The following is a 23599-nucleotide window of genomic DNA, read 5'->3' on the forward strand; positions in this document are numbered from 1 at the left end:
GATTTAATATAGTAATACGTTACAATAGAAGATAAGAATCAATGATTCAAAAATAAATGCTTACACTATATAGCTGTTAGGGAGGAATCAACATGTCACAAACAGGTACGGATCGCGTCAAACGCGGAATGGCCGAAATGCAAAAAGGTGGCGTCATTATGGACGTCGTAAACGCAGAGCAAGCGAAAATTGCTGAAGAAGCAGGAGCGGTAGCGGTAATGGCTCTTGAACGAGTACCAGCAGATATCCGTGCTGCTGGAGGGGTCGCACGAATGGCTGATCCTACAATTGTTGAAGAGGTCATGAATGCCGTTTCTATCCCGGTAATGGCGAAAGCACGTATCGGGCATATTACAGAGGCACGTGTTCTTGAGGCTATGGGTGTGGACTACATTGATGAAAGTGAAGTACTGACTCCTGCTGATGAGATTTATCACATTAAGAAGGATGACTACACTGTACCATTTGTATGTGGATGCCGAAACCTAGGTGAAGCGACACGCCGTATTCGTGAAGGTGCTTCCATGCTTCGTACAAAAGGAGAGCCAGGAACTGGGAACATTGTAGAAGCTGTAAGCCATATGCGCCAAGTCCAGTCCCAAATCCGTCATTTGCGTGGACTTTCTGAAGATGAGGTAATGGTTTATGCAAAAGAAAATGGTGCACCATTTGATTTGTTGATGGAAATCCGTGAAGAAGGACGCCTTCCTGTGGTAAACTTCGCTGCCGGTGGAATTGCAACACCAGCTGATGCCTCCTTGATGATGCAGCTTGGCGCAGACGGGGTATTTGTAGGATCTGGAATCTTTAAGTCCAACAACCCTGAGAAATTTGCCCGTGCCATTGTTGAAGCAACGACTCACTATGATGATTATAAACTGATTGGTGAATTATCCAAAGATCTTGGAACAGCCATGAAGGGGATGGAAATGTCCAACCTGACTCCTGAACAGCGTATGCAGGATCGCAGCCAGTAAGAAAAAAGGAGAATGCAGCATGACTACAATCGGTGTATTAGGCCTGCAAGGTGCCTTTCGTGAACATATCCGTTCCGTTGAAGCGACAGGATCAAAAGCCATCGTGGTCAAAAGGAAAGAACAGCTGGAAGAAATCGACGGTTTGATTATTCCAGGGGGCGAAAGCACAACAATACGGCGGTTGATTGACAGGTATGAATTCCTGGAGCCGATCCGTCAATTCGGTGAAAGTGGTAAACCGATTTTCGGTACGTGTGCAGGTCTTATTCTGCTTGCATCAGAGATCGATGGCTCCTATGATGTCCACCTCGGAGTGATGGATATTAAAGTTCGCCGCAATGCCTTTGGACGCCAGCGTGAGAGCTTTGAAGCAAGCCTTGATATCGAAGGTGTAGCTGATGACTTTAATGCCGTATTTATCCGTGCCCCTTACATTGAAGGGGTTGGTGGGAATACGAAAGTGTTAGCCCGTTATGATGGTCACATTGTTGCGGCCCAACAAGATCAATATTTGGCTTGTTCCTTCCATCCGGAATTGACGGATGACCACCGTTTAACAGAACATTTTGTGAAAATGGTGGAAGAAACAAATAAAACACTTGCATTATAATTTTGATTCCGCTAATGTTATATAACACAAACATTAAATGAACGCGATGATAGGAAATAGTAGCATGTCCTTTCTTCTCAAGAGAGTCAGTGGCCGGTGAGAACTGACGAAGAAACCATGTGAATCCATCCTTGAGTGTCTGGCTGAAATGGAGTAGGTCAGACCGGTACTCACCGTTATGAGTGAAGCCGGAAGGTACACGTGTACCTTTAACTTGGGTGGTATCGCGGGAAGCATAAACAAAAGCTCTCGTCCCTTCTATAGGGACGAGAGTTTTTTATTTTCTATAAATAAAGGAGGATATACCATGTTGGACATGAAATATTTACGTCAAAACTTTGTAGAAGTTAAAGGAAAATTGAAAAAACGTGGTGAAAACTTATCTGACTTGGATGCCTTTGGCGATTTAGACAGCAAACGCCGTGAGTTGATTCAAGAAACAGAAGAATTGAAAGCGAAACGTAATGAAGTATCTAAAGAAATTCCTCAATTAAAGAAAGCAAAAGAAAATGCCGATCACAAGATTAAGGAAATGCGTGAAGTAGGTGATCGCATTAAAACACTTGATGCTGAATTAAAAGAGGTGGAAGAAAAGCTTGAAACCCTTCTGTTATCCATTCCGAATATCCCTCATGAAAGTGTGCCTGTGGGAGAAGATGAGGGAGACAACGTTGAAGCCCGCCAGGTAGGGGAAATTCAGGAATTTGATTTTGAAGCCAAGCCTCACTGGGACATCGCAGTTGATTTAAATATTCTTGATTTTGAAAGAGCCTCTAAGGTCACAGGGAGCCGTTTCGTGTTCTATAAAGGACTAGGTGCTCGATTGGAGCGTGCCTTACTTAACTTCATGATGGATCTTCATGCAGATGAGCATGGATATCAGGAAATGCTTCCTCCTCAAATGGTAAACCGAACAGCAATGACAGGCACAGGTCAACTGCCGAAATTTGAAGAAGATGCTTTCAAAATCGAAGGTTGGGATTACTTCCTAATCCCAACAGCAGAAGTACCTGTGACAAATTTCCATCGGGAAGAGATTCTATCCGTTGAGGATCTCCCCCAAAAGTTTGTCGCCTTCAGTACAAATTTCCGTTCTGAAGCTGGTTCCGCTGGCCGTGATACAAGAGGTTTGATCCGTCAGCACCAATTTAACAAAGTAGAGCTTGTTCAGCTTGCAAAACCAGAAGAATCCTACGATGTTCTTGAAGAATTGACAGGGCATGCAGAAAAAGTTCTTCAGTTGTTAAAGCTCCCTTATCGTGTCATGAGCATGTGTACAGGAGATCTCGGTTTCACAGCGGCAAAGAAATATGACATTGAAGTTTGGATCCCAAGTCAGGAAACGTACCGTGAAATCAGCTCTTGTTCCAATTTTGAAGATTTCCAAGCCCGCCGTGCAGGGATTCGATTCCGCCGTGAGGAAAAAGGAAAACCTGAATTTGTTCATACATTAAATGGTTCAGGTCTGGCCATTGGCCGTACGGTTGCAGCAATCCTTGAGAATTATCAGCAGGAAGATGGAAGTGTCATCGTGCCAGAAGTCCTTCGTCCATATATGGGTGGGGAGGAAGTTATTCAATAACATGTATTTGAAAAGGGATGGAATCTGAACCAACCAAGGTTCCATTCCTTTTTATATGGATAGGAAGGGTAGCTTGACTCCTGTTTTTGTAATTTGTATAATAACGAAGTGATTATGTTTCGTGATTGTCCCTCAATAATTTTCTCTAAAAAATTGTAGGATTTTGTTGACGATAGAGGACAACCATGTTATTATATTCATTGTCGGTCACACGGAGGAGTACCCAAGTCCGGCTGAAGGGAGCGGTCTTGAAAACCGCCAGGGGGTTTACGCCCCGCGGGGGTTCGAATCCCTCCTCCTCCGCCATTTAATATCAACAATAGCGCATAAATATTGGAGATTTATAGAACAGAAATCGTTACTTTGTGTAACGATTTTTTATTTTCCCCTCTCTTAAGAGCTCTCTCATTAACACTGGGGGGGCTTTTTTTAATTCTCCTTCTTTAAGTTCTTAGTGTTCCTAGAGGCGTCGTTTAGGCTTTGCCTCTGGGTGAGTAAGGACACCCTTAGCTCTGTTCTTGTTATAATATAGAAGAAGGAGAAAGGGGGATTCGATGGGATATGTAGAAGATTTGCGAGCAATCATTGGGCATCGGCCGATTATTCTAGTGGGATCTGTAGTGATCATTCTTGATAAACAAGATAGGATTTTATTACAACAACGCACTTCTCCTAAAGGAGTATGGGGGCTGCCTGGTGGGTTGATGGAACTCGGGGAGAATACTGAGCAAGTCGCTAAGCGGGAAGTATGGGAGGAAACAGGGCTTAAGGTAGAGGATTTAAACTTACTGGATGTTTATTCTGGTCAAGATCAATTTAGTCGTGCACCGAACGGGGACGAATTTTACTTGGTCACAACCGCATATTATACAAAAACTTATGAAGGGCCGGTAAATGTCGACAGTAAAGAAACATTGCAGATTAAATTTCTGCCTCTTCATGCGCTGCCAGAGAACATGATTGGCAGCCACCGCAAGATGATTAATGAATTTATCCAAAAATATAAAACTCCTGACGAGTAGTTAAATCGTCAGGAGTTTTATAAATATAAGATTCATTAAGTCAATAAATGACTAGAGCGCCATTTACGGGACTGTTGGATGAAATGACCGACTTTTTCAAGGACTGGTTCGATACTTGTTTTGTCATTCAATACATCGTAATCGGCGATATTCAATCGCAAAACAGGACAGGAATTAAAATTATCAATCCAATTGTCGTAGCGTTTGAACATTTCTTCCCAATATTCGATGGGCGTTTCCTGTTCCATTGGGCGCCCTCGTTCTTTAATGCGAGATAAAATGTCATCAAATGACCCCTCTAAATAGATCAAAAGATCAGGGTGTGGGAAATAAGGTGTCATGACCATCGCATCAAAAAGGTTGCGATACGTTTCATAATCTGTTTCCGACATTGTCCCTTTTTCATAGTGCATACGAGCGAAAATACCCGTATCTTCATAAATCGAGCGATCTTGGATGAATCCACCACCATATTCGAAGATTTTCTTCTGTTCTTTGAAGCGTTCCGCTAAGAAGTAAATTTGTAAGTGGAAGCTCCAACGCTCGAAGTCTTGATAGAATTTGTCGAGATAGGGATTCGTGTCGACTTTTTCAAAAGAGGTACGAAATTTGAGGGCGTCAGCAAGAGCATTCGTCATCGTCGATTTCCCGACACCGACAGTACCAGCAATCGTTATGACGCTGTCATGTGGAATCCCATAACGTTCACGTGCATTCATTTGATAACTTCTCCTTTATTTAAATGCTGCTCCACTTGATCAACAATATTATTAAGATCGTCTTGATGTTTTACGAAGTCCAAGTCATCCCCGTTTAAACGAATCACAGGGATTTCAGGATGAGTAGCTTCAAAATGTCTCATGAAGTCTTCATAGTCCTGAGAGAGTTGTTCAAGATAAGAGGGTTGAATATTTGCCTCTATATCACGATTGCGCATACGAATACGTTCGAGCAGTGTATCTAAGCTCGCATGTAAATAAACAACCATATTCGGCTTAGGCATATCGTGTGTCAATATATCAAAAATCTGTGCATATTTGTCAAACTGTTCGGCACGTAATGTCCGACGAGCAAAAATCATATTTTTAGATATGTGGTAGTCAGCCACTACAGGCTTCCCCAACTGCAAATATTTGCGGTCGATGTCTTCAAGCTGCTTGAAACGGTTGCACAAGAAGAACATTTCTGTTTGGAAGCTCCATTCTTCAATATTGTCGTAAAACTTGCCTAAAAATGGGTTCTCCTCAACGATTTCCTTCAGTAAATGAAAATCAAAATGGGAGGCGAGCTTTTTAGACAGAGACGTTTTCCCAACCCCAATGGGCCCTTCAACGGATATGAAAGGTAGATCTCCCATCTCTTTTCCTCCTTCAAAACACAATTCAAAATAAACATGAGTGTTGTTCACTCATTTTTACAGAATACGATACATTTAGACAGACAAATAATATTTTATCACATACAAACGTTGGAAGTAACATCCGAAAAATATTTTTAGAGTTCCTTCTCTTTTCAATCGTTGGTTTGTTTTGTATAATATTACACATACGCTTTCTGCCCCCGTAGCTCAGGGGATAGAGCATCGGTTTCCTAAACCGTGTGTCGCAGGTTCGAATCCTGCCGGGGGCGCTGGCTGAAGCTTAAAAAATAGCTTCAGCTTTTTTTATTGTCCAGGAAATGATAAAAGAATTTTGTATATAGACAGTATCCAGTTTCAACGCCCTCCGAATACTGACAATCTCTTCGGTGACAGAAAACAGTTCCATGATAGCTGATCAAGGCGTGTGCGCTATTATTTATGCTCTCCGAATAAAATTGATTTTCTTCCGACTCCATGTATTCATCCAGAGGACGGTACTGAATCCGAGCGCCAGGATGGTGATAACCCACATGAGTGCTTCTTCCATTCTTCCCGATTCCACGGAAAAATAAATAGCCAAAGGAATCGTATCTGTCTTCCCAGGAATGTAACCTGCAATCATCAACGTCGCTCCAAATTCACCAAGAGATCGGGCGAATGACATGACGAGTCCAGCTAAGAGCCCAGGCCATGCCAAAGGGAGTGAAATGGTAAAAAACACTTTTAATTTAGTCGCCCCCAAAGTTAAAGCAGCATGCTCTAAGTTTCGATCATAATTTTGAAATGCTGCAGAAGCGCTCTGGTACATAAGCGGAAAGGAAACGACGGTGGAGGCAATAACCGCTCCCCACCAGGAGAAGATAATTTGAACACCCAACCAATCCATCAGCCATTGTCCGAACCAGCCATTCTTACCAAACAAGTACAAGAGACTGAACCCGATAACGGTAGGTGGAAGGACAAGGGGAAGTAATAATATTGATTCGATGATACTTTTCCCGGGAAATAATTTTCTGGAAATGATCCGGGCACTGCATAAACCAATAATAAACACGATGATGGTAGCTATTCCAGCGACTTTAAGAGATAACCATAGAGGTTCCATATTCATTAGTCTATCTCTCCACCTCTCGTTGGATTAAATCCATAGCTCTTGTAGATTTCTGTCGTCTGCTCGCTTAGGAGAAAATTAAGAAAATGCCGCCCTTGCTCCTTAGACCGGCTATCTGAAATGAGAATGCCGGGATAGTGGATTGGATCATGAAGAGCAGTGTCGATTTCAGAATTTAATACAACTTGATCTGAGATAAGGGCGTCACTTGCGTATACAATTCCGTAGTTTACCTGGCCTGATTCGACATAGGCAAGGACCTGCCTCACATCACCGCCAAAAACGAATTGTCCTGCTATTTCATCCCATATATGAATCTTTTTTAACGCTTGTTCCGTATATGTACCAGCAGGGACACTGGACGGGTTCCCTATAGCGATCTGTGTAGATGGTTGTAAATCTTTGAGTTTTTGGATGGACTCAAGGTTTTGAGCTTGTTTAGCTCCAATCATGACAAGTTGGTTAGTAGCGAATTCTATATAGGTATCATTTTCAACAAGCCCTTTATCTTGTAAAACCTTGACCCAGTCATCATCCGCTGATAAATAAACATCAACAGGAGCTCCTTGTTCAATTTGCCTTGCCAACTTCCCCGAACCGCCATAAACGGTTTCTACTTTTATATCATATTGATTTTCAAAGATTGGTGTTAATTCTTCCATCACATCTTCAAGACTTGCCGCGACAGCCACTCTTAGTTTTGATTCCGTGGTTGGAGAAGTACAACCGTTTAATAATAATAAAATGCTGATACTGTAGAAAAAACATATTTTAAATCTCATGTCTTCATACTCCTTCATTGCTAAAGGTTCTAATTCTAAGATACGTGAAATCAGAGTGGAATTCGATAATAAAGTCATAGAAAGGAATGAAACCCATGAAACTTCAGGTGCTTTCAGCGCTTATTCTTGCTCTTTTACTTACACAGCTCCCTGTGGTTGGAAAATATTTTGCTATATTGAATACGATGATTCATGAGAGCGGCCATTCCTTAATGGCTCTTTTGACAGGAGGAGAAGTAAGGAGAATCTCGCTATTTCCGAACACCTCCGGATTTGCTTTGACAGGCCATCGGTCCTGGATTGGGCAGGTGTTCACAAGTATAGCCGGTTATGTCTTTGCCTCGTTTTTTGCCTTTATCTTCTTTTCATTGATTAGTCGTGGACAGTACAAATGGATGATTTACATTTTAATGGCGTTTCTTGCTATTAACTTGATTTTCTGGGTGAGAAATCTATACGGCTTATTTTGGATTCTGACGTTCGGGGCAGCCTTTATCTGGTTGTTGCGAACAGGACACGAACAAGTGGTCCAATATGTCCTCATTTTTTTGGCTTCATTAGTCCTGGTCGAATCGGTGACGAGTGCTTTTGAAGTGATGTGGATTAGTTTTGTTTCGCCTGGGCAGGCGGGAGACGCCGCTAACTTGGCTCGGGCAACCAAATTCATTCCCGCTCCATTGTGGGGAATAGCGTTTTTTGTTCAAGCCTTATATTTTGCTCTTCTTTCTATTAAGCGTGTCTTTCCTATTTGATTGTGTGACTCTTTTCATGAAAAAAATAAAAAATCCGCTCATGCCCTTCCTTCTGCAAACATCCTGAATAAGGTAGTAAGGTAAGAAAGAGAGGGGAGGGAATAGAATGAGCGGAGGATACGGTGGCGGTTTCGCGCTATTAGTTGTTTTGTTCATCCTTTTGATTATCATCGGTGCATCTTATGCAGGTGGCCGTGGTTACGGATATTAATTGACAGGCGGGAATTTTTCCCGCTCTTACATAGAATGAACGTTTCTTAAAACCTGGGAAAGGGTATCGGTGAACTAGAATAATTGTACGGGGGAGTCATTTATGGTTTTAAAAGAACATTTGATTGCTCAAGGGTATGATCATATTGACATTCTTCTCGTTGATGAAGATGGGGAACAGTCAACAGTTGCGGACATTTCTCTTCCTAAGGTGACAGACTTGGAATTTAAGCTGTATCTTGAACCTGAAAGTATTACGTACCATTTTAAAGAAGAGGACCCTTATTTTGAGGCAGAACAGCAGCAAAATGAGGATGAAAGTGGGAAGAAAGTTAAAGGTTTCATACTAGAATGGTAAAGACCGGCCCTGTTCAGTCAGGGCTTTTTTTATTGTCTCGAATTCGTTCGAATTCAGTAGAAACTTTTCGGACAGTGGACAAGAAACGATTAGAGCCCGGTTTGTTTATTTTTATGCAGAAGGGGAAATGAAAATGGTAAATCCGAACAGGAGGCATTTTTAATGCAGCAACATAAACTTTACATTCATGGTGAATATACAGAATCAAAGGGGAGCGAATGGATTGATATCGTGAACCCATCTACAGAGGAAATGATTTCTCAAATTCCCAAAGGGACGGAAGGCGATGTAAATCGCGCCGTTCAGGCGGCTTATGATGCCCAAAAAGAATGGGAGCACATACCGAATATTGAACGTGGGAAGCTAGTAAGGGCGATAGGGGATCGCATGGAGGAGAAGCGGGAGACCTTTATTGATCTCTTGCAAGAAGAGCAAGGAAAAAATTATGAATTGGCGTGCGGAGAAGTTGACCTTGCTATTGATTATTTCCGCTATATGTCGGAATGGGCAAGAAGAATAGAAGGGGAAATTGTTCCAAGTGATCGTAAAAATGAGAACATTTTTATTTATAGGAAGCCAATCGGTGTAGTCGCAGGCATTGTACCATGGAATTTCCCTGTATTTATATTGGCGCGTAAAGTGGCGACTGCACTGGTGACGGGAAATACATTAGTCCTGAAACCAAGCCAGCAGACGCCAAACACAGCTATGGAATTCACAAAAATTATAGACTCTATGGACATCCCGAAAGGCGTGTATAACGTCGTGACAGGGACAGGTTCTGAAATTGGGAATGCTCTAGCTTCCCATCCAAAAGTACACATGGTTTCAATGACAGGCAGTATACCGGCTGGAACCAAAGTTATGGAAGCAGCTGCCCAAAATATTACGAAAGTGAATCTTGAACTTGGAGGGAAGGCACCTGCAATTGTAACAGCAAATGCAGACCTTGATGTCGCTGCGGAAAACATTACGACATCACGGCTAGCCAATAATGGGCAGGCGTGTACAAACGCAGAGCGCGTGTACGTCCACGAACGTGTCGCTGACCAATTCGTCTCCAAATTGCGACATCAGTTTGAAGCACTGTCTATGGGGAATCCAAGGGCAGATAAAAAAGCAGATGTAGGACCACTTGCCAGTATAGATCGCTTGGAAGAAGTGGAAAATATGGTAAAAAGTGCCGTAAAAGCTGGTGCAAAAGTGGAAATCGGAGGCGAACGCGGGGATGTTGAAAAAGGGTACTTTTATAAGCCGACAATCCTGACAAATGTAGAACACGAGATGGAAATTATGCAGGAGGAAATCTTTGGACCTGTGATTCCTGTTGCGACATTCAAGACGCTTGATGAGGCGATTGAAAAAGGGAATGATACAGATTATGGATTATCTTCTTCTGTTTATACGGAAGATATGAATGAAGCGATGCGTACGATCAATGAATTGAAGTTTGGTGAAACCTTCATTAATCGTGAAAATTTTGAAGCTGTGCAGGGCTATCATGCCGGTATGAGGAAATCAGGGCTAGGCGGAGCTGATGGAAAACACGGGGTAGAAGATTTTCTTGTTACCCAAGTGGCTTATTTGCAATATAAAGAGGACAAGAAATAATGAAAGATAAAAAGAGCTGCGAGATGTTTCGTAGCTCTTTTTTATCTATTATCGATTTTCTCTGGATAAAGATCATGATTCATCAGTCGATGGTGGGCCATTTGTTCAAACTTAGTCCCAGGTTTACCGTAATTGCAATAGGGATCAATGGAAATCCCCCCTCTTGGGGTAAACTTGCCCCATACTTCAATGTAACGAGGATCCATTAAATTGATCAAGTCATTCATGATGGTATTGACACTGTCTTCGTGAAAGTCCCCGTGGTTACGGAAGCTGAATAAATATAATTTCAATGATTTACTCTCTACCATCTTCACGTCCGGGATATAGCTGATATAAATGGTTGCAAAGTCTGGCTGCCTTGTTTTAGGGCAAAGGGTTGTAAATTCAGGGCAGTTGAATTTTACAAAATAGTCCCGGTTCGGGTGTTGGTTCTCAAATGTCTCAAGAACATCAGGGTCATATTCGAAGGAATAGGAAGTTCCCTGATTACCAAGAAGGGATAAATCGAGTTCTTGATCGTTTCGTCCTGGCATATGGCATACTCCTTTTCATTGATTCCTAAAAAAGCCGCAGCGGCTAAGGGCTGCGGCTTAATAAGTCGTCATCCTTAGTTTTTTATAGAGGGGTGGGCTAAGAAACCTCTTTATGAAGCTTTTTTAAGCTGGTCTCATTATATAGACTAAGGGTTTTACTGTCAATTTACCTCGTCTCCATGTCTTATTTCTGTAAATTTTCATCCATTTCTCTTTAAATATTCTCGGAAATCCCCTACAATAGAATTAATTCATAAAATTTTCAGAAAAGTATGCAGGTCGTGGCTCTGAAAGGATCAGAGCTTTCTTCAGACACAAAAGGAAACCGTTTACAAAACATTCTTATGAGGTGATTAATTATGGACATGAAACCAATTCCAGCTCGATCAGGCAATCACAACATGGAAAATTACAAAGAAGCGTATGAGAATTTCCAGTGGGAAGAGACGAAAGAGCACTTTACGTGGAGTAAGACAGGTAAAGTAAATATTGCTTATGAAGCTGTCGACCGCCATGCTGAAAATCCTGATAAGAAGGATCAGGCGGCTCTTATATATTCTGCCCCGGGCAGGGAAGAGACACTGACATTTGAAGACTTAAAGAAAAAAAGTAATCAATTTGCGAATGTGTTGAAAAAACACAATATAGAAAAGGGAGATCGTGTCTTTCTGTTCATGCCGAGAAGTCCTGAGTTTTATGCGACGTTCCTTGGTATTCTCAAAGTAGGCGCTATTGCTGGACCGTTGTTTGAAGCCTTTATGGAACAAGCAGTAAGGGACCGTCTGGAGGATAGTGAAGCAACGATGCTTATTACAACACCGGAATTACTTGAACGCGTCCCTGCTGATGAGCTGCCAAACTTGAAGCAGGTTGTCCTTGTAGGCGGCGATGCTCCCGGCAACTACATTTCTTATGAGGAGGAAATGGAAAAGGCGTCGGATGAATTTGATATTGAATGGGTGGATTTAGAAGACGGCATGCTGCTGCACTATACATCCGGTTCTACAGGAAAACCAAAAGGAGTCTACCACGTTCACAATGCCATGCTACAACATTACCAAACAGGTAAATGGGTGCTTGATCTTAAAGAAGACGATGTATACTGGTGTACAGCTGATCCTGGTTGGGTAACGGGGACAAGTTATGGAATTTTTGCTCCATGGTTAAACGGAGTGACGAATGTTATTCGCGGTGGACGCTTTAGTCCTGATGACTGGTATGGCACGATTGCGGAAAAGAATGTTTCTGTTTGGTACTCAGCTCCCACAGCTTTTCGTAAACTGTTGAGTGCTGGTGAAGAGGCGGTTAAGAAACACGACCTTTCCTCTCTACGCCATATATTAAGTGTTGGGGAGCCATTGAACCCTGAAGTTGTCACATGGGGGCTATCAGCCTTCGACCTGCGTATCCATGATACTTGGTGGATGACCGAAACAGGTGGGATGTTGATTTGTAACTATCCAGCAATGGACATGCGCCCTGGGTCTATGGGGAAACCGTTCCCTGGTATTGAAGCGTCTATTGTTGATAATGAGGGGAATGAACTTCCAGCTAACCAAATGGGGAACCTCGCTATCAAACAGGGGTGGCCATCTATGATGCGTGCGGTTTGGAATAACCCTGGAAAGTATGAAAGTTACTTTATTAATGGCTGGTACGTCTCAGGCGATAGTGCCTACAAGGATGAAGACGGATATTTTTGGTTTCAGGGACGTCTTGACGATGTTATCAACACATCTGGAGAGCGAGTGGGGCCGTTCGAAGTGGAAAGTAAATTAATCGAGCATGAAGCGGTAGCTGAGGCAGGGGTCATTGGGAAACCGGATCCTGAGCGTGGTGAAATCATTAAAGCATTCATTACTTTAAGAGAGGGTTACCAGCAATCCGACGAATTGCTTGAGGATATCCGCCAGTTCGTCAAAAAAGGATTGAGTGCCCATGCGGCTCCTAGGGAAATTGAGATTAAAGATACGATTCCGAAGACGCGCAGTGGTAAAATTATGAGGCGACTACTCAAATCCTGGGAACTTGGACTGCCAACGGGTGACACATCCACATTAGAAGAATAATAGATGAAAGCACAGCCAATGCCGGCTGTGCTTTTATATGGTTTTTAAGGGGTTGTTTATGTTCATTTTTACCGTGTTTCACGTGAAACGGAATGAGCAAGGATCGCCCACCCTATGGTAAGATATGGTTGGTAATAGATTACATAGAATGCGGGTGTAGTAACTATGAAAGAAGGATCGACGCGTGTTTTGGACCTTTCGTTAGAAGCCGTCCAATGGTTTGTATTTCTTTTAGCTAATGCAGTGGCCCTCCCCATTGTTATTGGCTCTATTTTTGATCTTCCATTTAATGAAATCGCTGGCCTTATGCAACGTACTTTTTTCGTTGTAGGGGTCACGTCATTTTTACAAGGTCTATTTGGACATAGACTGCCAATTATGGAGGGACCGGCAGGGATTTGGATTAGTATCTTTGCTGTCATGGCGTACAGTGGGGCCCAGTCTGGTGAGACTTATACAGAGACATTGCAGGCATTAGAAGGGACAATGATCTGGACGGGGATTTTCTTATTCATTTTTGGAATCTCTGGGTTATCTCACAGGGTACTATATGTTTTTACCCCATTAGTCACAGGAGCTTTTTTATTTTTATTGACAGTCCAGCTAAGTGGAACGTTCCTTCAGGGCATGCTTGGCATTCAACAACAAGTGGACTCTGTTGATGGTATCCAAGCGTTTGTGGCCTTTTTAACACTGGGGCTCATTATTGGCTTATCCATAATAGGAAAAGGTTGGTTGAAAAGTTTTGGTGTCTTGATTGGCATTGGTGTAGGCTGGATCGTGTATACCATCGTTTTCATTGGAGAAAGGTTGCCATCGGGAGGGACGGCCGCTTTCTCCCTCCCTGAAATCTTTGCCTGGGGGCCGCCTCAATTGACATGGGGAACTTTACCTTTAGGTTTTTTGACAGCTGTGATTTTATTGTCAAACCTGGTTGCTTCTATTATTGCAGTCAGTCATACCATTTACGGCCAACCGCAATATACTTATGATCAGGTGAATAAAGGGAGCAGCTTTTTAGGAATTAACCATGGGATCACTGCTGTATTTTCAGCCGTGGCTAATGTTTCCATGGCTTCATCTTCAGGGTTTATGAAATTGACAGGGCAAAAAAAGAAACAGCCTTTTCTATATGCTTCATTATTATTAGTGGTGTTTTCTTTTTTCCCACCGATCGTTGGTTTTATATCAGGCATTCCTGCACCGGTAGCGAACGCTGCGTTACTAGCAACTTTTATTCAACTGATGGGACTCGGTCTATCCAATATAGCTAGCCAACCATTAGATGAGCGACGTCTGACCATTTTGGGGCTCTCTTTTTTACTTGGTATCGGGCTTATGTTTCTCCCTCCTGAAGCGTTTAATGGAGCGCCACCTATTTTACAGAATTTGCTAAGTAATGGGTTGCTTGTTGGGACAGTGCTCATAATTATTCTTGACCAGCTATGGAAAGAATCAAACAAGTCATCATAGGGAAAAGTGATGGTATAGAGGAAGTGATGAAATGGACAAAAAGATGTTCGATGTCATCGGGATCGGTATAGGTCCTTTTAATTTAGGAATGGCTGCACTACTTGATCAAACGGAAGAAGTGGAAGGGGTATTTTTTGAAAAAACACCTGAATTCATTTGGCATCCCGGCATGCTTATTGAGACCATGGATCTTCAGGTCCCTTTTTTAGCAGATCTTGTTACATTCGCTGATCCAAAAAGCCCTTTTACTTTTATGAATTACCTTCATGAACATGACCGGATGTTCCCATTTTTCTTCCACCGGCATTTTGAAGTTCCACGTCAGGAATACAACCATTATATGCAATGGGTAGCCAAACAATTGAATGGGTTATATTTTGGTCATACGGTCGTTGATGTTATAGACCATAAAGGTGCTGAATTGCCTTATTATGAAGTAGTCGTTGAAGAAAGGGCGACTGGCAAGAGAAAGCATTACCAAGCGAAACATATCGTTATGGGGACTGGAAATGATCCCTTGATTCTAGAAGGAATGGATCGCCTTCCTAATGAGGATGTACTGCATACAAGCCGCTATCTATTTGAAAAGGATCAACTTCTTAAAGCAAAGCATGTGACTGTTGTGGGTTCTGGGCAAAGTGCATTAGAAGTTTTTCTGGATTTATTGGAAGAACAAGATCGTAACGCAGATATGAATTTGAGTCTCTTTACGAGGTCGGGGGGACTTTTTCAACTCGATACGGCTAAATTTGCTCAAGAAATGTTTACCCCTGAATTTGTCGATTACTTCCATAATCTAAGCTTGAACCAGCGCAAGCAAGCACTTGACACACTTGAACCGTTGAGGAAGGGGATTGATCCTGAAACCCTGACACGTCTTTATACAAAACTTTACCATCGCACAGCCGGGATGCAGGAAAGCCGGATACTCATTCAGCCAATGACTGAAATTACGGGAATTGAAGCGATGGAAGACAGCTATCACCTTCATTGCAGGCAGTGGCAGGAAGAAATTGATTACACATACCAGACGGAAAAGGTGGTTCTCGCCACAGGATATAAACCGCACATTCCTGACTGGTTCCTCTCTCGTTTTAAAGATGAAATTGAATGGGAGGGGGAAGGGATGTATAAAGTGAGTCGTGATTACCAACTGGTGTTCAACGACGACCGGGACCACTACTTCTTTACATTGACCGATCTTGTTCATTCCCATGGAGCGGGAGCAACAAATTTAGGTTTATCTGTGCACCGTAATGTTCACATCATCAATACGATTGCAGGGAAAGAAGTCTATCGTAATCAGAAAGATACAACCTTTCAGCAGTTCTCTATGAAGGACTATCCGTACACCTGAGAATGAAGGTTTAAAATCATCACATGGGGGAAGATATCCTATGTATTCCATTTAACCCTACATTTAAGGAGATGATTAGATATGAGTAAGATCGCTTGTGTCATGACGTCTATGTTTGAAGATGTAGAATATACAAGCCCTGCAGAAGCTTTTTCAAAAGAAGGCCATGAAGTAACGACCATCGAGTGGGAAGCAGGAAAAGAGGTAGAAGGAAAGCAGGGAGAGGCTAAAATTAAAATTGATACATCCATTGATGATGTAAAACCGGAAGACTTTGATGCATTATTTATCCCTGGTGGTTTTTCTCCGGATATTCTACGCGGGGACGAAAAATTTGTCTCTTTCGCTAAACACTTTATGGATGAGAAGAAACCAGTCTTCGCTATCTGCCACGGACCTCAGCTATTAATCACAGCTAAAACACTTGAAGGTCGTAAGGCTACCGGTTTCAAATCCATCGCTGTAGACATGGAATATGCGGGTGTAAATTACGAGGATAAAGAAGTCGTTGTATGTCAGGATCAATTGGTGACAAGCCGCCAACCGGATGACATTCCAGCTTTCAACCGTGAATCCTTAAAACTGTTAAAATAATAAAATAAATAGAAAAGCCGCGAGGACATAGTCTTCGTGGCTTTTCCTTTTTTGTATAGAGCAGGAGTTTATCAACATAAAAAAGAAGCTATTTATTTAGAGGTGATGTAGAGAGGTTAAGGAAGTTCCTATATAATAAAAAGAAAACTGATGCACTGTTCTGATTACATAATCTGCATTCGATGTGAGAGGGAGGAAAAAACGATGATCGTCCTTGAAAAAGAGAACTACTTCCATATGATCGCCCAACACGACCATGCCATTATTTCCAGGCAAATTGTAGAACAATGGAAAAACCATTATTTATTGCGTTCAAAGCTGAGAGAGGAAGCAGATTGGGCAATTCAGCAGCATGACCGTGCTTGGATTCCGTTGGATCAGGATCCGGAATGGAATGAAGATAAGGAACGGCCTTATACATTTGTCGATTATCCATTAAAAAAGAAGTTGTCAGCTTATCAACGGGGAATTCAGGAAGTGGCCAGTCAATCAATGTATGCTGGTATGCTTTGCAGTATGCACTATGCTTCTTTCTTCTCTGAAAAGGATGATAATCCGCTGGTGCAGGCATTTTTAACGGAGGAGAAAAAGCGTCAAAAAGACTTGTTCGCATCGATGGAAATGGATATCCCCTACGATGTGTATGATCTGCATTTTCGTCGCTTGCAATTCTGTGATGACCTTTCCCTTTATGTATGTATGCAAGAACCAGGAACTCCGAAGAAAAAGGAAGTTCCTTGGTTTAAGGAAGGTTTCAGACAGGCTTTTGATTTTGCGCCTGATGGTATGCTTGCAAACTGGGTGGATGAAACAAGTGTTTCCGTTGACCCTTTTCCATTCGAGTATCCATTCAGTGTTGATATTCCTTACCGGGCGGTCTCAAAGCAGGAGATAGAGGAAAAAGGACTATCTAAAGCTTTTCAAGAGACAGGTGTATCCAGATATACGATTACATTTATAAAAATAGAATAGTCACTTACATTTAATTAAGATGTAAGTGACTTTCTCTTCTTGTGAACGAGAGATGGCCGCTGGGATGGAAAGTGTTTTCCTTTTTATTTTTTATCAATGCTGAACTGTCCATTTAGTAAGAGCCAGTTTTGCGGAAAGGCAAGGCCCAGTTTCCAATAACTAATGCCAAGGAGACCCCGTTCTTTGATCAAGTCGAATTTCTTTTGAATAGATCGTGCATCCTCAAACCATACTTCATGTTCATTCCCAGAGCTATCCGTATACGTGAAGTAAGGGGCTTGCTCTTCTTGATCATAAGAAATCGCAACATTATTTTCTCTTGCAATTTGGATTGCCTGCTGAGGGCTAATGGCCTTTGCAAACTCCCCTCCCGGTTCATATGGAAGGGTCCAGTCATAGCCGTATAAATTTTGTCCAAGCAGGATCTTCTCTGCTGGCATTTCAGTAAGCGCATAATCCACTACTTCTGTTACAGGACCAATGGGTGCTACTGCACGTGGTGGCCCTCCGCTATATCCCCATTCATATGTCATTAAGACCACAAAGTCTACAATTTCCCCATGGGTTTTATAGTCATGGGCTTCGTACCAGGCCCCTTGCTGTTCAGCGCTAGTTTTTGGTGCGAGAGCCGTAGAAATGAGTAAACCTTCTGCCGACAGACGCTGCTTTGCTTTTCTTAAAAACTGGTTATAATTCTCTTTCGTTTCTGGTGGTAGAAATTCCATATCGAAGTGGACGTCCTGAAACCCGACTTGTCTGGTTATTTGGATAATATTGTCGAGCAGCGTATCTTGCAAGGCTTCGTCAGTGAGAATTTTCCGGCCTAACTCCCGATCAAATCCATCCTCTGCTAAGTTTGTGACTACCATCATGAGCGCTGTATCGTTCTGCTGAGCAATCTCCTTAAAGTTATCAAGCGGTGGTGCTTTTAACGAACCGTCTTCCTGAATTTCATAACTGAAGGGAGCTAAATAGGTCAGGGATGCCGCCCTATTTTCAGCGGAAGACCTTAAGGTATCAGATACCTCTCCTCCAAAAGGTTCAATATATGCATTCGCTGTAATAGACCGGGGCGGTGCATCAGGAATATACAGACGTAAACCGACAGGAAGCACTGCTCCGACCTGCAGACCATTAACTTGAGCTAATTGTTGAGGTGTCGTATTAAACTCCTGGGCAATGGAATATAAGCTGTCCCCCTGTTGGACAAAATAAAATTGGCCGACAATCGGGATTACCAGTGCTTGACCGATGACAAGGTCACCGGGAGTCTCCAGTTCATTTGCCTCGATAATGGCATTTGGCGTACTATCATAGAGACCAGCAATGGAAAATACCGAATCTCCTTGCTGAACGACGTGAATTTGCAAATGGATCACTCCTTTCTCATCTTTATCAATGTATGAAAGAGGAAAACAGAAATATTCTTGAAAAAGTTACAGGGGGATGGTCATGTTGAATGAGGAACACTATATGAAGCTTGCTATCAAAGAAGCTGAGAAAGCAGAAGCAGAAGGGGAAGTTCCAATTGGAGCTGTTATTATTAAAGATGGGGAAATTATTGCTAGGGGATATAATCAACGTGAGGCTTCCCAACTTGCCTCCTCCCATGCAGAATTCATTGCAATAGAACGAGCGAATCAGCATATCGGCAGCTGGCGCCTGGAAGAATGTACGCTGTATGTCACATTAGAGCCCTGTCCTATGTGTGCGGGGGCTATATTACAATCAAGAATTCCTAAAGTTGTATATGGGGCTAAAGATCCTAAAGCAGGGAGTGCCGGGACGCTTCTTAATTTACTGGATGATGATCGTTTTAATCATAAATCAGAAGTTCATGCAGGCGTTCTAGAAAAGACATGCGGGGAAATGCTTACACAGTTTTTCCGTAATATACGAAAAAACAAAAAAAAATCACCTTTTACTAATAATTAACAGTGTTTAATCATTGCATTTTCTATGAAAAGCCGATATACTTGTTAATGCCGTGCTAAGCGGGGAGGTAGCGGTGCCCTGTACTCGCAATCCGCTATAGCGAGGCCGAATCCCCATCCGAGGTGATGCGGCCTTAGGGTCTGCCTTATGTGAGTGGTGTTGACACCCAGGTCCTGCGCAACGGGAACCAGTGAATCCTGTCAGGTCCGGAAGGAAGCAGCAGTAAGCTGTCTCTCCCGTGTGCCGTGGGAGTGCCTGGGTCGAGCCATAACCATAAGTAACGCTTAGGGCCACATCATCGAAGATGGGTGCACGGCATTACATATGAAACAAAAAAGAGCTGTTATGAATATTCATAACAGCTCTTTTTTTAATTGTCCATGGGGGCAAAGGGAAGAATTTTTGTTCCATGGTGTTTCAGGGCACACCAGAGGTTCACATCCCAACCTTGAATCAGGTATAATGAGGTAGAGACTAGTAAGGGAGAACGGTTTTTATGAGCTATCAGGCTTTATATCGCGTATGGCGCCCGCGGAATTTTGAAGGAGTCGTTGGACAAACGCATATCACACGTACACTGCAGAATGCGATTGAGCAGAATAAATTTTCTCATGCATACTTATTTTCTGGACCGAGGGGAACAGGGAAGACAAGTGCTGCAAAAATATTCGCAAAAGCCGTCAACTGCGAACGTTCCCCTGTAAAGGAACCGTGTAATGAGTGTGATGCCTGCCTTGGTATTCAGGATGGTTCAATTTCGGATGTCATTGAAATTGATGCCGCTTCAAATAATGGAGTCGAGCAGATTCGTGAAATCCGGGACAAGGTGAAGTATGCTCCGAGTGCGGTGCCTTATAAGGTTTATATTATTGATGAAGTACACATGCTCTCCATGGGTGCTTTTAATGCATTACTTAAGACGTTGGAAGAGCCCCCAAAGCATGTCATTTTCATTTTGGCAACGACAGAACCTCATAAAATTCCACTGACGATTATTTCCAGGTGTCAGCGTTTTGATTTCAAACGGATTTCTCAGAAATCCATGGTGGACCGTATGGAGAAGATTACAGAGGTTGAAGGAATTCCCATCTCAAAAGAAGCGCTTGAGATTGTTGCGCTTACGGCTGAAGGTGGGATGCGGGATGCCTTAAGTCTTCTTGATCAGGCGGTATCATACAGTGAAGATGAAGTGACTCTTGAAGATGTTCTTGCGGTGACAGGATCGGTTTCTCAAGGGAAACTGACCGCTGTTTTGCAGTCGCTTTATAATCAGGACGCCAGGTCTGCCCTCGAAGCGGTGGATGATTTGATCCAGCAAGGAAAAGATCCTGGAAGGTTTGTGTTCGACCTTATTTATTATTTAAGGGACTTGCTTCTGTTCCAAAGCGCACCAGACCTTGAACATAATTTAGAAAGGGCTATTCCTGACGAATCTTTCAAGGGGTTGTCAGAGGAACTCTCTCCCGGTTGGATCCAACAAGCGATTCGTGAGTTGAATCGTTGTCAGCAAGAAATGAAATGGACCACGAGTCCAAAAGTCTTCATAGAAATTGCCATGCTTAATATGGTAGAAGTCCAGGCAGGGCCTGTCCAGGGGAAGCCGGCTGAATCGGAAACGGTAGACAAGCTGACAAAGAAAATGGCTGAATTGGAGAAAGAATTGACGACGCTCAAGCAACAAGGGGCCGAAGGGCAGACACAAGCAAAGTCCACCAAGAAGCGAGCGCCTGCAAAATCCGGAAGAAAAGGGTATAATGTTCCTTATGAACGTATTCGCCAAGTGCTTAATGAAGCCTCGAAGGAAGACATTAAAAATGTTCAAGGGCGTTGGGCAGATTTTATGGAAGCTTTAAAGAGGAACAATGCGCCAGCACATGCAACACTTTTAAACAGCAAGCCAAGGGCTGCCTCATCCAAAGCTCTGATTCTAGCCTTCCGGTATGATATTCATTGTTCTTTGGCGCTTGAGCATCAACAGACAATCGAACCACTGCTTATTGAATTCATCGGAAAACCTATGACGATTATTCCGATTCCAGAGCCAAACTGGCAAGAGATTAGAGAAGAGTATGTCCGTAAACAAAAGCAATCAACCGACGGGGGTTCCGTGGAAGAAGGCGAAGAAGGCGAATCGCCCCAACAGGGTGGCGAAGAAGAACCTTTGGTCTCAGAAGCCCGAAAATTAGTCGGAGATGATTTGATAGAAGTCCAAGACTAACAGGTACTTAAAGGAGGAATGCTCCATGCGTGGTGGAGGAAACATGAATAATATGATGAAACAAATGCAAAAGATGCAAAAGAAAATGATGAAGGCTCAGGAAGAACTTTATGAAATGACTTTTGAATCTTCTGCAGGTGGTGGAATGGTTAAAGTAACAGCTAATGGAAAGAAGGAAATTACCGACGTTGCGATAGACGAAGAAGTCGTTGATCCAGATGACGTTGAAATGTTGCAGGATTTAATTATCACTGCTACAAACGATGTACTCAAGCAAGTGGATGATAAAACGAATGATACTATGGGACAATTCACGAAAGGTATGCCTGGAGGAATGTTCTAGGAGGAATTTTCATGTATTACCCGGAACCTATATCAAAACTGATCGACAGTTTTACGAAACTGCCAGGAATCGGTCCGAAGACGGCTGTCCGGCTGGCCTTTTTCGTTTTAGAAATGGAAGAGGACGACGTTCTCGACTTTGCTAAATCCCTAGTTAGTGCGAAAAGGGAGTTAACTCATTGCTCGATCTGTGGCCACATTACTGACCAGGATCCCTGCTCTATTTGTCAAGATGAGTCCAGAGATCAGACATTAATCTGTGTCGTACAGGATCCGAAAGATGTCATCGCTATGGAGAAGATGAAAGAATTCAGCGGGAAATACCACGTTCTCCACGGCGCGATCTCACCAATGGATGGAATTGGACCGGAAGATATTAATGTTGCAAGTTTAATTGATCGATTGAAAGATGAAGGAATTGAAGAGCTGATTCTTGCGACCAACCCGAATATTGAAGGTGAAGCAACCGCGATGTACATTTCCCGTCTTGTTAAACCTTCTGGAATTCGAATGACTAGAATTGCACACGGGCTCCCTGTAGGCGGAGACCTTGAATATGCAGATGAAGTGACCCTTTCCAAAGCTCTTGAAGGGCGCCGAGAACTCTAGGAGAGGGTGAAAAGGCTTGTTTAGCAAAAAGAAAACAGTCAAAAAAGAAATGGATCAAGAACTTCTCTTAAATATCAGGAAGATGAAACAAGAATGGGAGTCCTTAAATACGATCATTGAGCAAAGTATAGACCCTAGTGAAGACGGGTTGATGGACTTAGCTGTTATAAAAGCGAAATATTTCTACTTGCTTCGGGAGGCAAGATATCGAGGAATTAACGCATTATCTTAAATCTGTACTACCCCCTTGGTTACAAGCATAGACTGTTTATATAAAACAGCAGCTTGGACAAGGGGGTTTTTTATGGATCCGGTACTCGTAATTTTATTATTAGGCTTGGCTATTCCTCTATTATTGGTTATTGGTCTGCCAACAAAGCCAATAAAAATTGTAGGTCAAGTAATGACACGGGTGATTGTAGCCGTCATTTTATTATTCTTTGTGAATCTTTTTGGGGCCCAATTCGGGTTACACATACCGATCAATGGATTTACGGCTGCCATCTCTGCGGTGTTGGGTATTCCTGGAGTGCTATCTCTTACAGCTATACACTTATGGGTCATTTAAAGGTGAAGATTCGTCTTCACCTTTTTATTTTAGTTTGGAATATAAATCCAATGATTGGGGCCCTAAGGAAAGTGTGGAATCCCAGAGAGGTTTGAGATAAGTTTTGGAGTGAGCAGCAGATCACCTGTTTTTTAGTTTCTACTATATAAGAGAGAACGCGGAACAATTCTGTATGGGTACTAGGGATTCTCGTGTTTATTTCAATGTAGAATAAGGAGGGAGATTTAGCTCGCTTACTATAATAAAGGGTGATCATAGAAGATATATATTTTTAAAAAAACTATTGCATCCTCCAAACAGCCATGATATATTATTAATTGTCGCATTAAGAGAGCGGCAAGCCGCAACGGCTTAATAAAATAAATCATAAAAAAGTTGTTGACGATAACGACTGAACATGATATATTAATTAAGTCGCTGTTTTGAAGAGGCGAACCAAACATTGATCTTTGAAAACTGAACGAACCAACCAGTACGTCAAACATTTCTTCTTATATAGAAGAGATTTTAAACAAGCACATTCGGTGTGCAAATGAGCAAGTCAAACTTAA

The 23599-nt window shown here is 42.5% G+C and carries 25 protein-coding genes, 2 tRNA genes, 1 other RNA gene and 1 other annotated feature; of the genes, 22 read left to right on the top strand and 6 right to left on the bottom strand.

Annotated elements, in window-relative coordinates; genetic code table 11:
• Positions 1–92 precede the first annotated feature (92 nt).
• From pdxS to BLW54_RS04860, 5 genes are all read left to right on the top strand, one after another.
• A complete protein-coding gene (pdxS, locus tag BLW54_RS04840; RefSeq protein WP_035507377.1) occupies positions 93–977 on the top strand; it encodes a pyridoxal 5'-phosphate synthase lyase subunit PdxS in 885 nt (294 codons plus the stop codon).
• A 19-nt stretch (positions 978–996) separates the two neighbouring features.
• Complete coding sequence (pdxT, locus tag BLW54_RS04845) at positions 997–1587, top strand: pyridoxal 5'-phosphate synthase glutaminase subunit PdxT (protein ID WP_035507379.1); 591 nt, start codon at positions 997–999, stop codon at positions 1585–1587.
• 37 nt (positions 1588–1624) lie between these two features.
• Positions 1625–1847, top strand: a binding site (T-box leader).
• 47 nt (positions 1848–1894) lie between these two features.
• Positions 1895–3169, top strand: a complete 1275-nt coding sequence (gene serS / locus BLW54_RS04850) for a serine--tRNA ligase (RefSeq protein ID WP_035507381.1) — start codon at positions 1895–1897, stop codon at positions 3167–3169.
• A 213-nt stretch (positions 3170–3382) separates the two neighbouring features.
• Positions 3383–3475 (top strand) — tRNA-Ser (locus tag BLW54_RS04855).
• A 248-nt stretch (positions 3476–3723) separates the two neighbouring features.
• A complete protein-coding gene (locus tag BLW54_RS04860; RefSeq protein ID WP_074733343.1) occupies positions 3724–4191 on the top strand; it encodes an NUDIX hydrolase in 468 nt (155 codons plus the stop codon).
• Positions 4192–4226: 35 nt separating this feature from the next.
• On the opposite strand, the gene BLW54_RS04865 is transcribed toward BLW54_RS04860, so the two are convergent.
• Both BLW54_RS04865 and BLW54_RS04870 read right to left on the bottom strand, forming a co-directional pair.
• Positions 4227–4910, bottom strand: a complete 684-nt coding sequence (locus BLW54_RS04865; RefSeq protein WP_035507383.1) for a deoxynucleoside kinase — start codon at positions 4908–4910, stop codon at positions 4227–4229.
• Complete coding sequence (locus BLW54_RS04870; RefSeq protein ID WP_035507384.1) at positions 4907–5548, bottom strand: deoxynucleoside kinase; 642 nt, start codon at positions 5546–5548, stop codon at positions 4907–4909. The genes BLW54_RS04865 and BLW54_RS04870 overlap by 4 nt, the downstream gene beginning before the upstream one ends.
• Before the next feature lie 199 nt (positions 5549–5747).
• On the opposite strand from BLW54_RS04870, the gene BLW54_RS04875 reads away from it, so the two are divergent.
• Positions 5748–5820, top strand: a tRNA-Arg gene (locus BLW54_RS04875).
• Positions 5821–5987: 167 nt separating this feature from the next.
• On the opposite strand, the gene modB is transcribed toward BLW54_RS04875, so the two are convergent.
• Both modB and modA read right to left on the bottom strand, forming a co-directional pair.
• Positions 5988–6662, bottom strand: coding sequence for a molybdate ABC transporter permease subunit (gene modB, locus BLW54_RS04880; protein WP_035507385.1), 675 nt, complete (start codon positions 6660–6662; stop codon positions 5988–5990).
• Positions 6662–7444, bottom strand: coding sequence for a molybdate ABC transporter substrate-binding protein (gene modA, locus BLW54_RS04885; RefSeq protein WP_035507386.1), 783 nt, complete (start codon positions 7442–7444; stop codon positions 6662–6664). The genes modB and modA overlap by 1 nt, the downstream gene beginning before the upstream one ends.
• Positions 7445–7539: 95 nt before the next feature.
• Between modA and BLW54_RS04890 the strand changes: the two genes are divergently transcribed.
• The 4 genes from BLW54_RS04890 (at position 7540) to aldA (ending at position 10375) form a co-directional block, all read left to right on the top strand.
• Positions 7540–8196 (top strand): M50 family metallopeptidase, encoded by a 657-nt coding sequence (locus tag BLW54_RS04890; RefSeq protein ID WP_035507387.1) that lies wholly within the window; start codon positions 7540–7542, stop codon positions 8194–8196.
• A gap of 106 nt (positions 8197–8302) precedes the next feature.
• Positions 8303–8407 (top strand): YjcZ family sporulation protein, encoded by a 105-nt coding sequence (locus tag BLW54_RS04895; protein WP_074733344.1) that lies wholly within the window; start codon positions 8303–8305, stop codon positions 8405–8407.
• 102 nt (positions 8408–8509) lie between these two features.
• A complete protein-coding gene (locus tag BLW54_RS04900; protein ID WP_074733345.1) occupies positions 8510–8764 on the top strand; it encodes a hypothetical protein in 255 nt (84 codons plus the stop codon).
• Positions 8765–8926: 162 nt separating this feature from the next.
• Positions 8927–10375, top strand: coding sequence for an aldehyde dehydrogenase (gene aldA, locus BLW54_RS04905; RefSeq protein WP_035507390.1), 1449 nt, complete (start codon positions 8927–8929; stop codon positions 10373–10375).
• Positions 10376–10416: 41 nt separating this feature from the next.
• Here the strand turns inward: aldA and queF are convergent, their stop codons facing one another.
• A complete protein-coding gene (gene queF, locus BLW54_RS04910) occupies positions 10417–10911 on the bottom strand; it encodes a preQ(1) synthase (protein WP_035507392.1) in 495 nt (164 codons plus the stop codon).
• Between the two features lie 359 nt (positions 10912–11270).
• Between queF and acsA the strand changes: the two genes are divergently transcribed.
• The 5 genes from acsA (at position 11271) to BLW54_RS04935 (ending at position 17376) form a co-directional block, all read left to right on the top strand.
• Positions 11271–12980 carry an acetate--CoA ligase gene (gene acsA / locus BLW54_RS04915; protein WP_035507393.1) on the top strand — a complete coding sequence of 570 codons (1710 nt, stop codon included), beginning with the start codon at positions 11271–11273 and terminating at the stop codon, positions 12978–12980.
• Between the two features lie 165 nt (positions 12981–13145).
• Entirely contained in the window at positions 13146–14453 is a 1308-nt protein-coding gene (locus tag BLW54_RS04920) for a purine/pyrimidine permease (protein WP_035507394.1), read from the top strand.
• Between the two features lie 31 nt (positions 14454–14484).
• Positions 14485–15810 (top strand): lysine N(6)-hydroxylase/L-ornithine N(5)-oxygenase family protein, encoded by a 1326-nt coding sequence (locus BLW54_RS04925; protein ID WP_035507398.1) that lies wholly within the window; start codon positions 14485–14487, stop codon positions 15808–15810.
• 81 nt (positions 15811–15891) lie between these two features.
• The gene (locus tag BLW54_RS04930; RefSeq protein WP_035507399.1) at positions 15892–16404 is read left to right on the top strand and encodes a type 1 glutamine amidotransferase domain-containing protein; all 513 of its coding nucleotides are present in this window, start codon (positions 15892–15894) and stop codon (positions 16402–16404) included.
• Between the two features lie 204 nt (positions 16405–16608).
• Positions 16609–17376 carry a DUF3891 family protein gene (locus BLW54_RS04935; protein ID WP_035507400.1) on the top strand — a complete coding sequence of 256 codons (768 nt, stop codon included), beginning with the start codon at positions 16609–16611 and terminating at the stop codon, positions 17374–17376.
• Positions 17377–17459: 83 nt separating this feature from the next.
• Here the strand turns inward: BLW54_RS04935 and BLW54_RS04940 are convergent, their stop codons facing one another.
• Positions 17460–18746: a glycoside hydrolase family 18 protein gene (locus BLW54_RS04940; protein WP_035507401.1), complete on the bottom strand. Its 1287-nt coding sequence runs from the start codon at positions 18744–18746 to the stop codon at positions 17460–17462.
• Positions 18747–18828: 82 nt separating this feature from the next.
• Here BLW54_RS04940 and tadA point away from each other — a divergent pair, with 82 nt between their 5' ends.
• The 7 genes from tadA to BLW54_RS04975 all read left to right on the top strand — a co-directional run bounded on the left by tadA (position 18829) and on the right by BLW54_RS04975 (position 23048).
• A complete protein-coding gene (gene tadA / locus BLW54_RS04945) occupies positions 18829–19311 on the top strand; it encodes a tRNA adenosine(34) deaminase TadA (protein ID WP_035507403.1) in 483 nt (160 codons plus the stop codon).
• Between the two features lie 50 nt (positions 19312–19361).
• Positions 19362–19627: signal recognition particle sRNA large type (gene ffs, locus BLW54_RS04950), an RNA gene on the top strand.
• A gap of 180 nt (positions 19628–19807) precedes the next feature.
• Positions 19808–21529 carry a DNA polymerase III subunit gamma/tau gene (dnaX, locus tag BLW54_RS04955; protein WP_035507409.1) on the top strand — a complete coding sequence of 574 codons (1722 nt, stop codon included), beginning with the start codon at positions 19808–19810 and terminating at the stop codon, positions 21527–21529.
• 25 nt (positions 21530–21554) lie between these two features.
• Entirely contained in the window at positions 21555–21872 is a 318-nt protein-coding gene (locus tag BLW54_RS04960) for a YbaB/EbfC family nucleoid-associated protein (protein WP_035507411.1), read from the top strand.
• Between the two features lie 11 nt (positions 21873–21883).
• Entirely contained in the window at positions 21884–22480 is a 597-nt protein-coding gene (gene recR, locus BLW54_RS04965) for a recombination mediator RecR (RefSeq protein WP_035507414.1), read from the top strand.
• A 16-nt stretch (positions 22481–22496) separates the two neighbouring features.
• A complete protein-coding gene (locus BLW54_RS04970) occupies positions 22497–22712 on the top strand; it encodes a YaaL family protein (RefSeq protein ID WP_035507415.1) in 216 nt (71 codons plus the stop codon).
• A gap of 72 nt (positions 22713–22784) precedes the next feature.
• Positions 22785–23048: a pro-sigmaK processing inhibitor BofA family protein gene (locus BLW54_RS04975; protein ID WP_035507417.1), complete on the top strand. Its 264-nt coding sequence runs from the start codon at positions 22785–22787 to the stop codon at positions 23046–23048.
• Positions 23049–23599: the final 551 nt, after the last annotated feature.

The sequence above is a fragment of the Halobacillus karajensis genome, assembly GCF_900108515.1.
Lineage (GTDB): Bacteria > Bacillota > Bacilli > Bacillales > Halobacillaceae > Halobacillus > Halobacillus karajensis.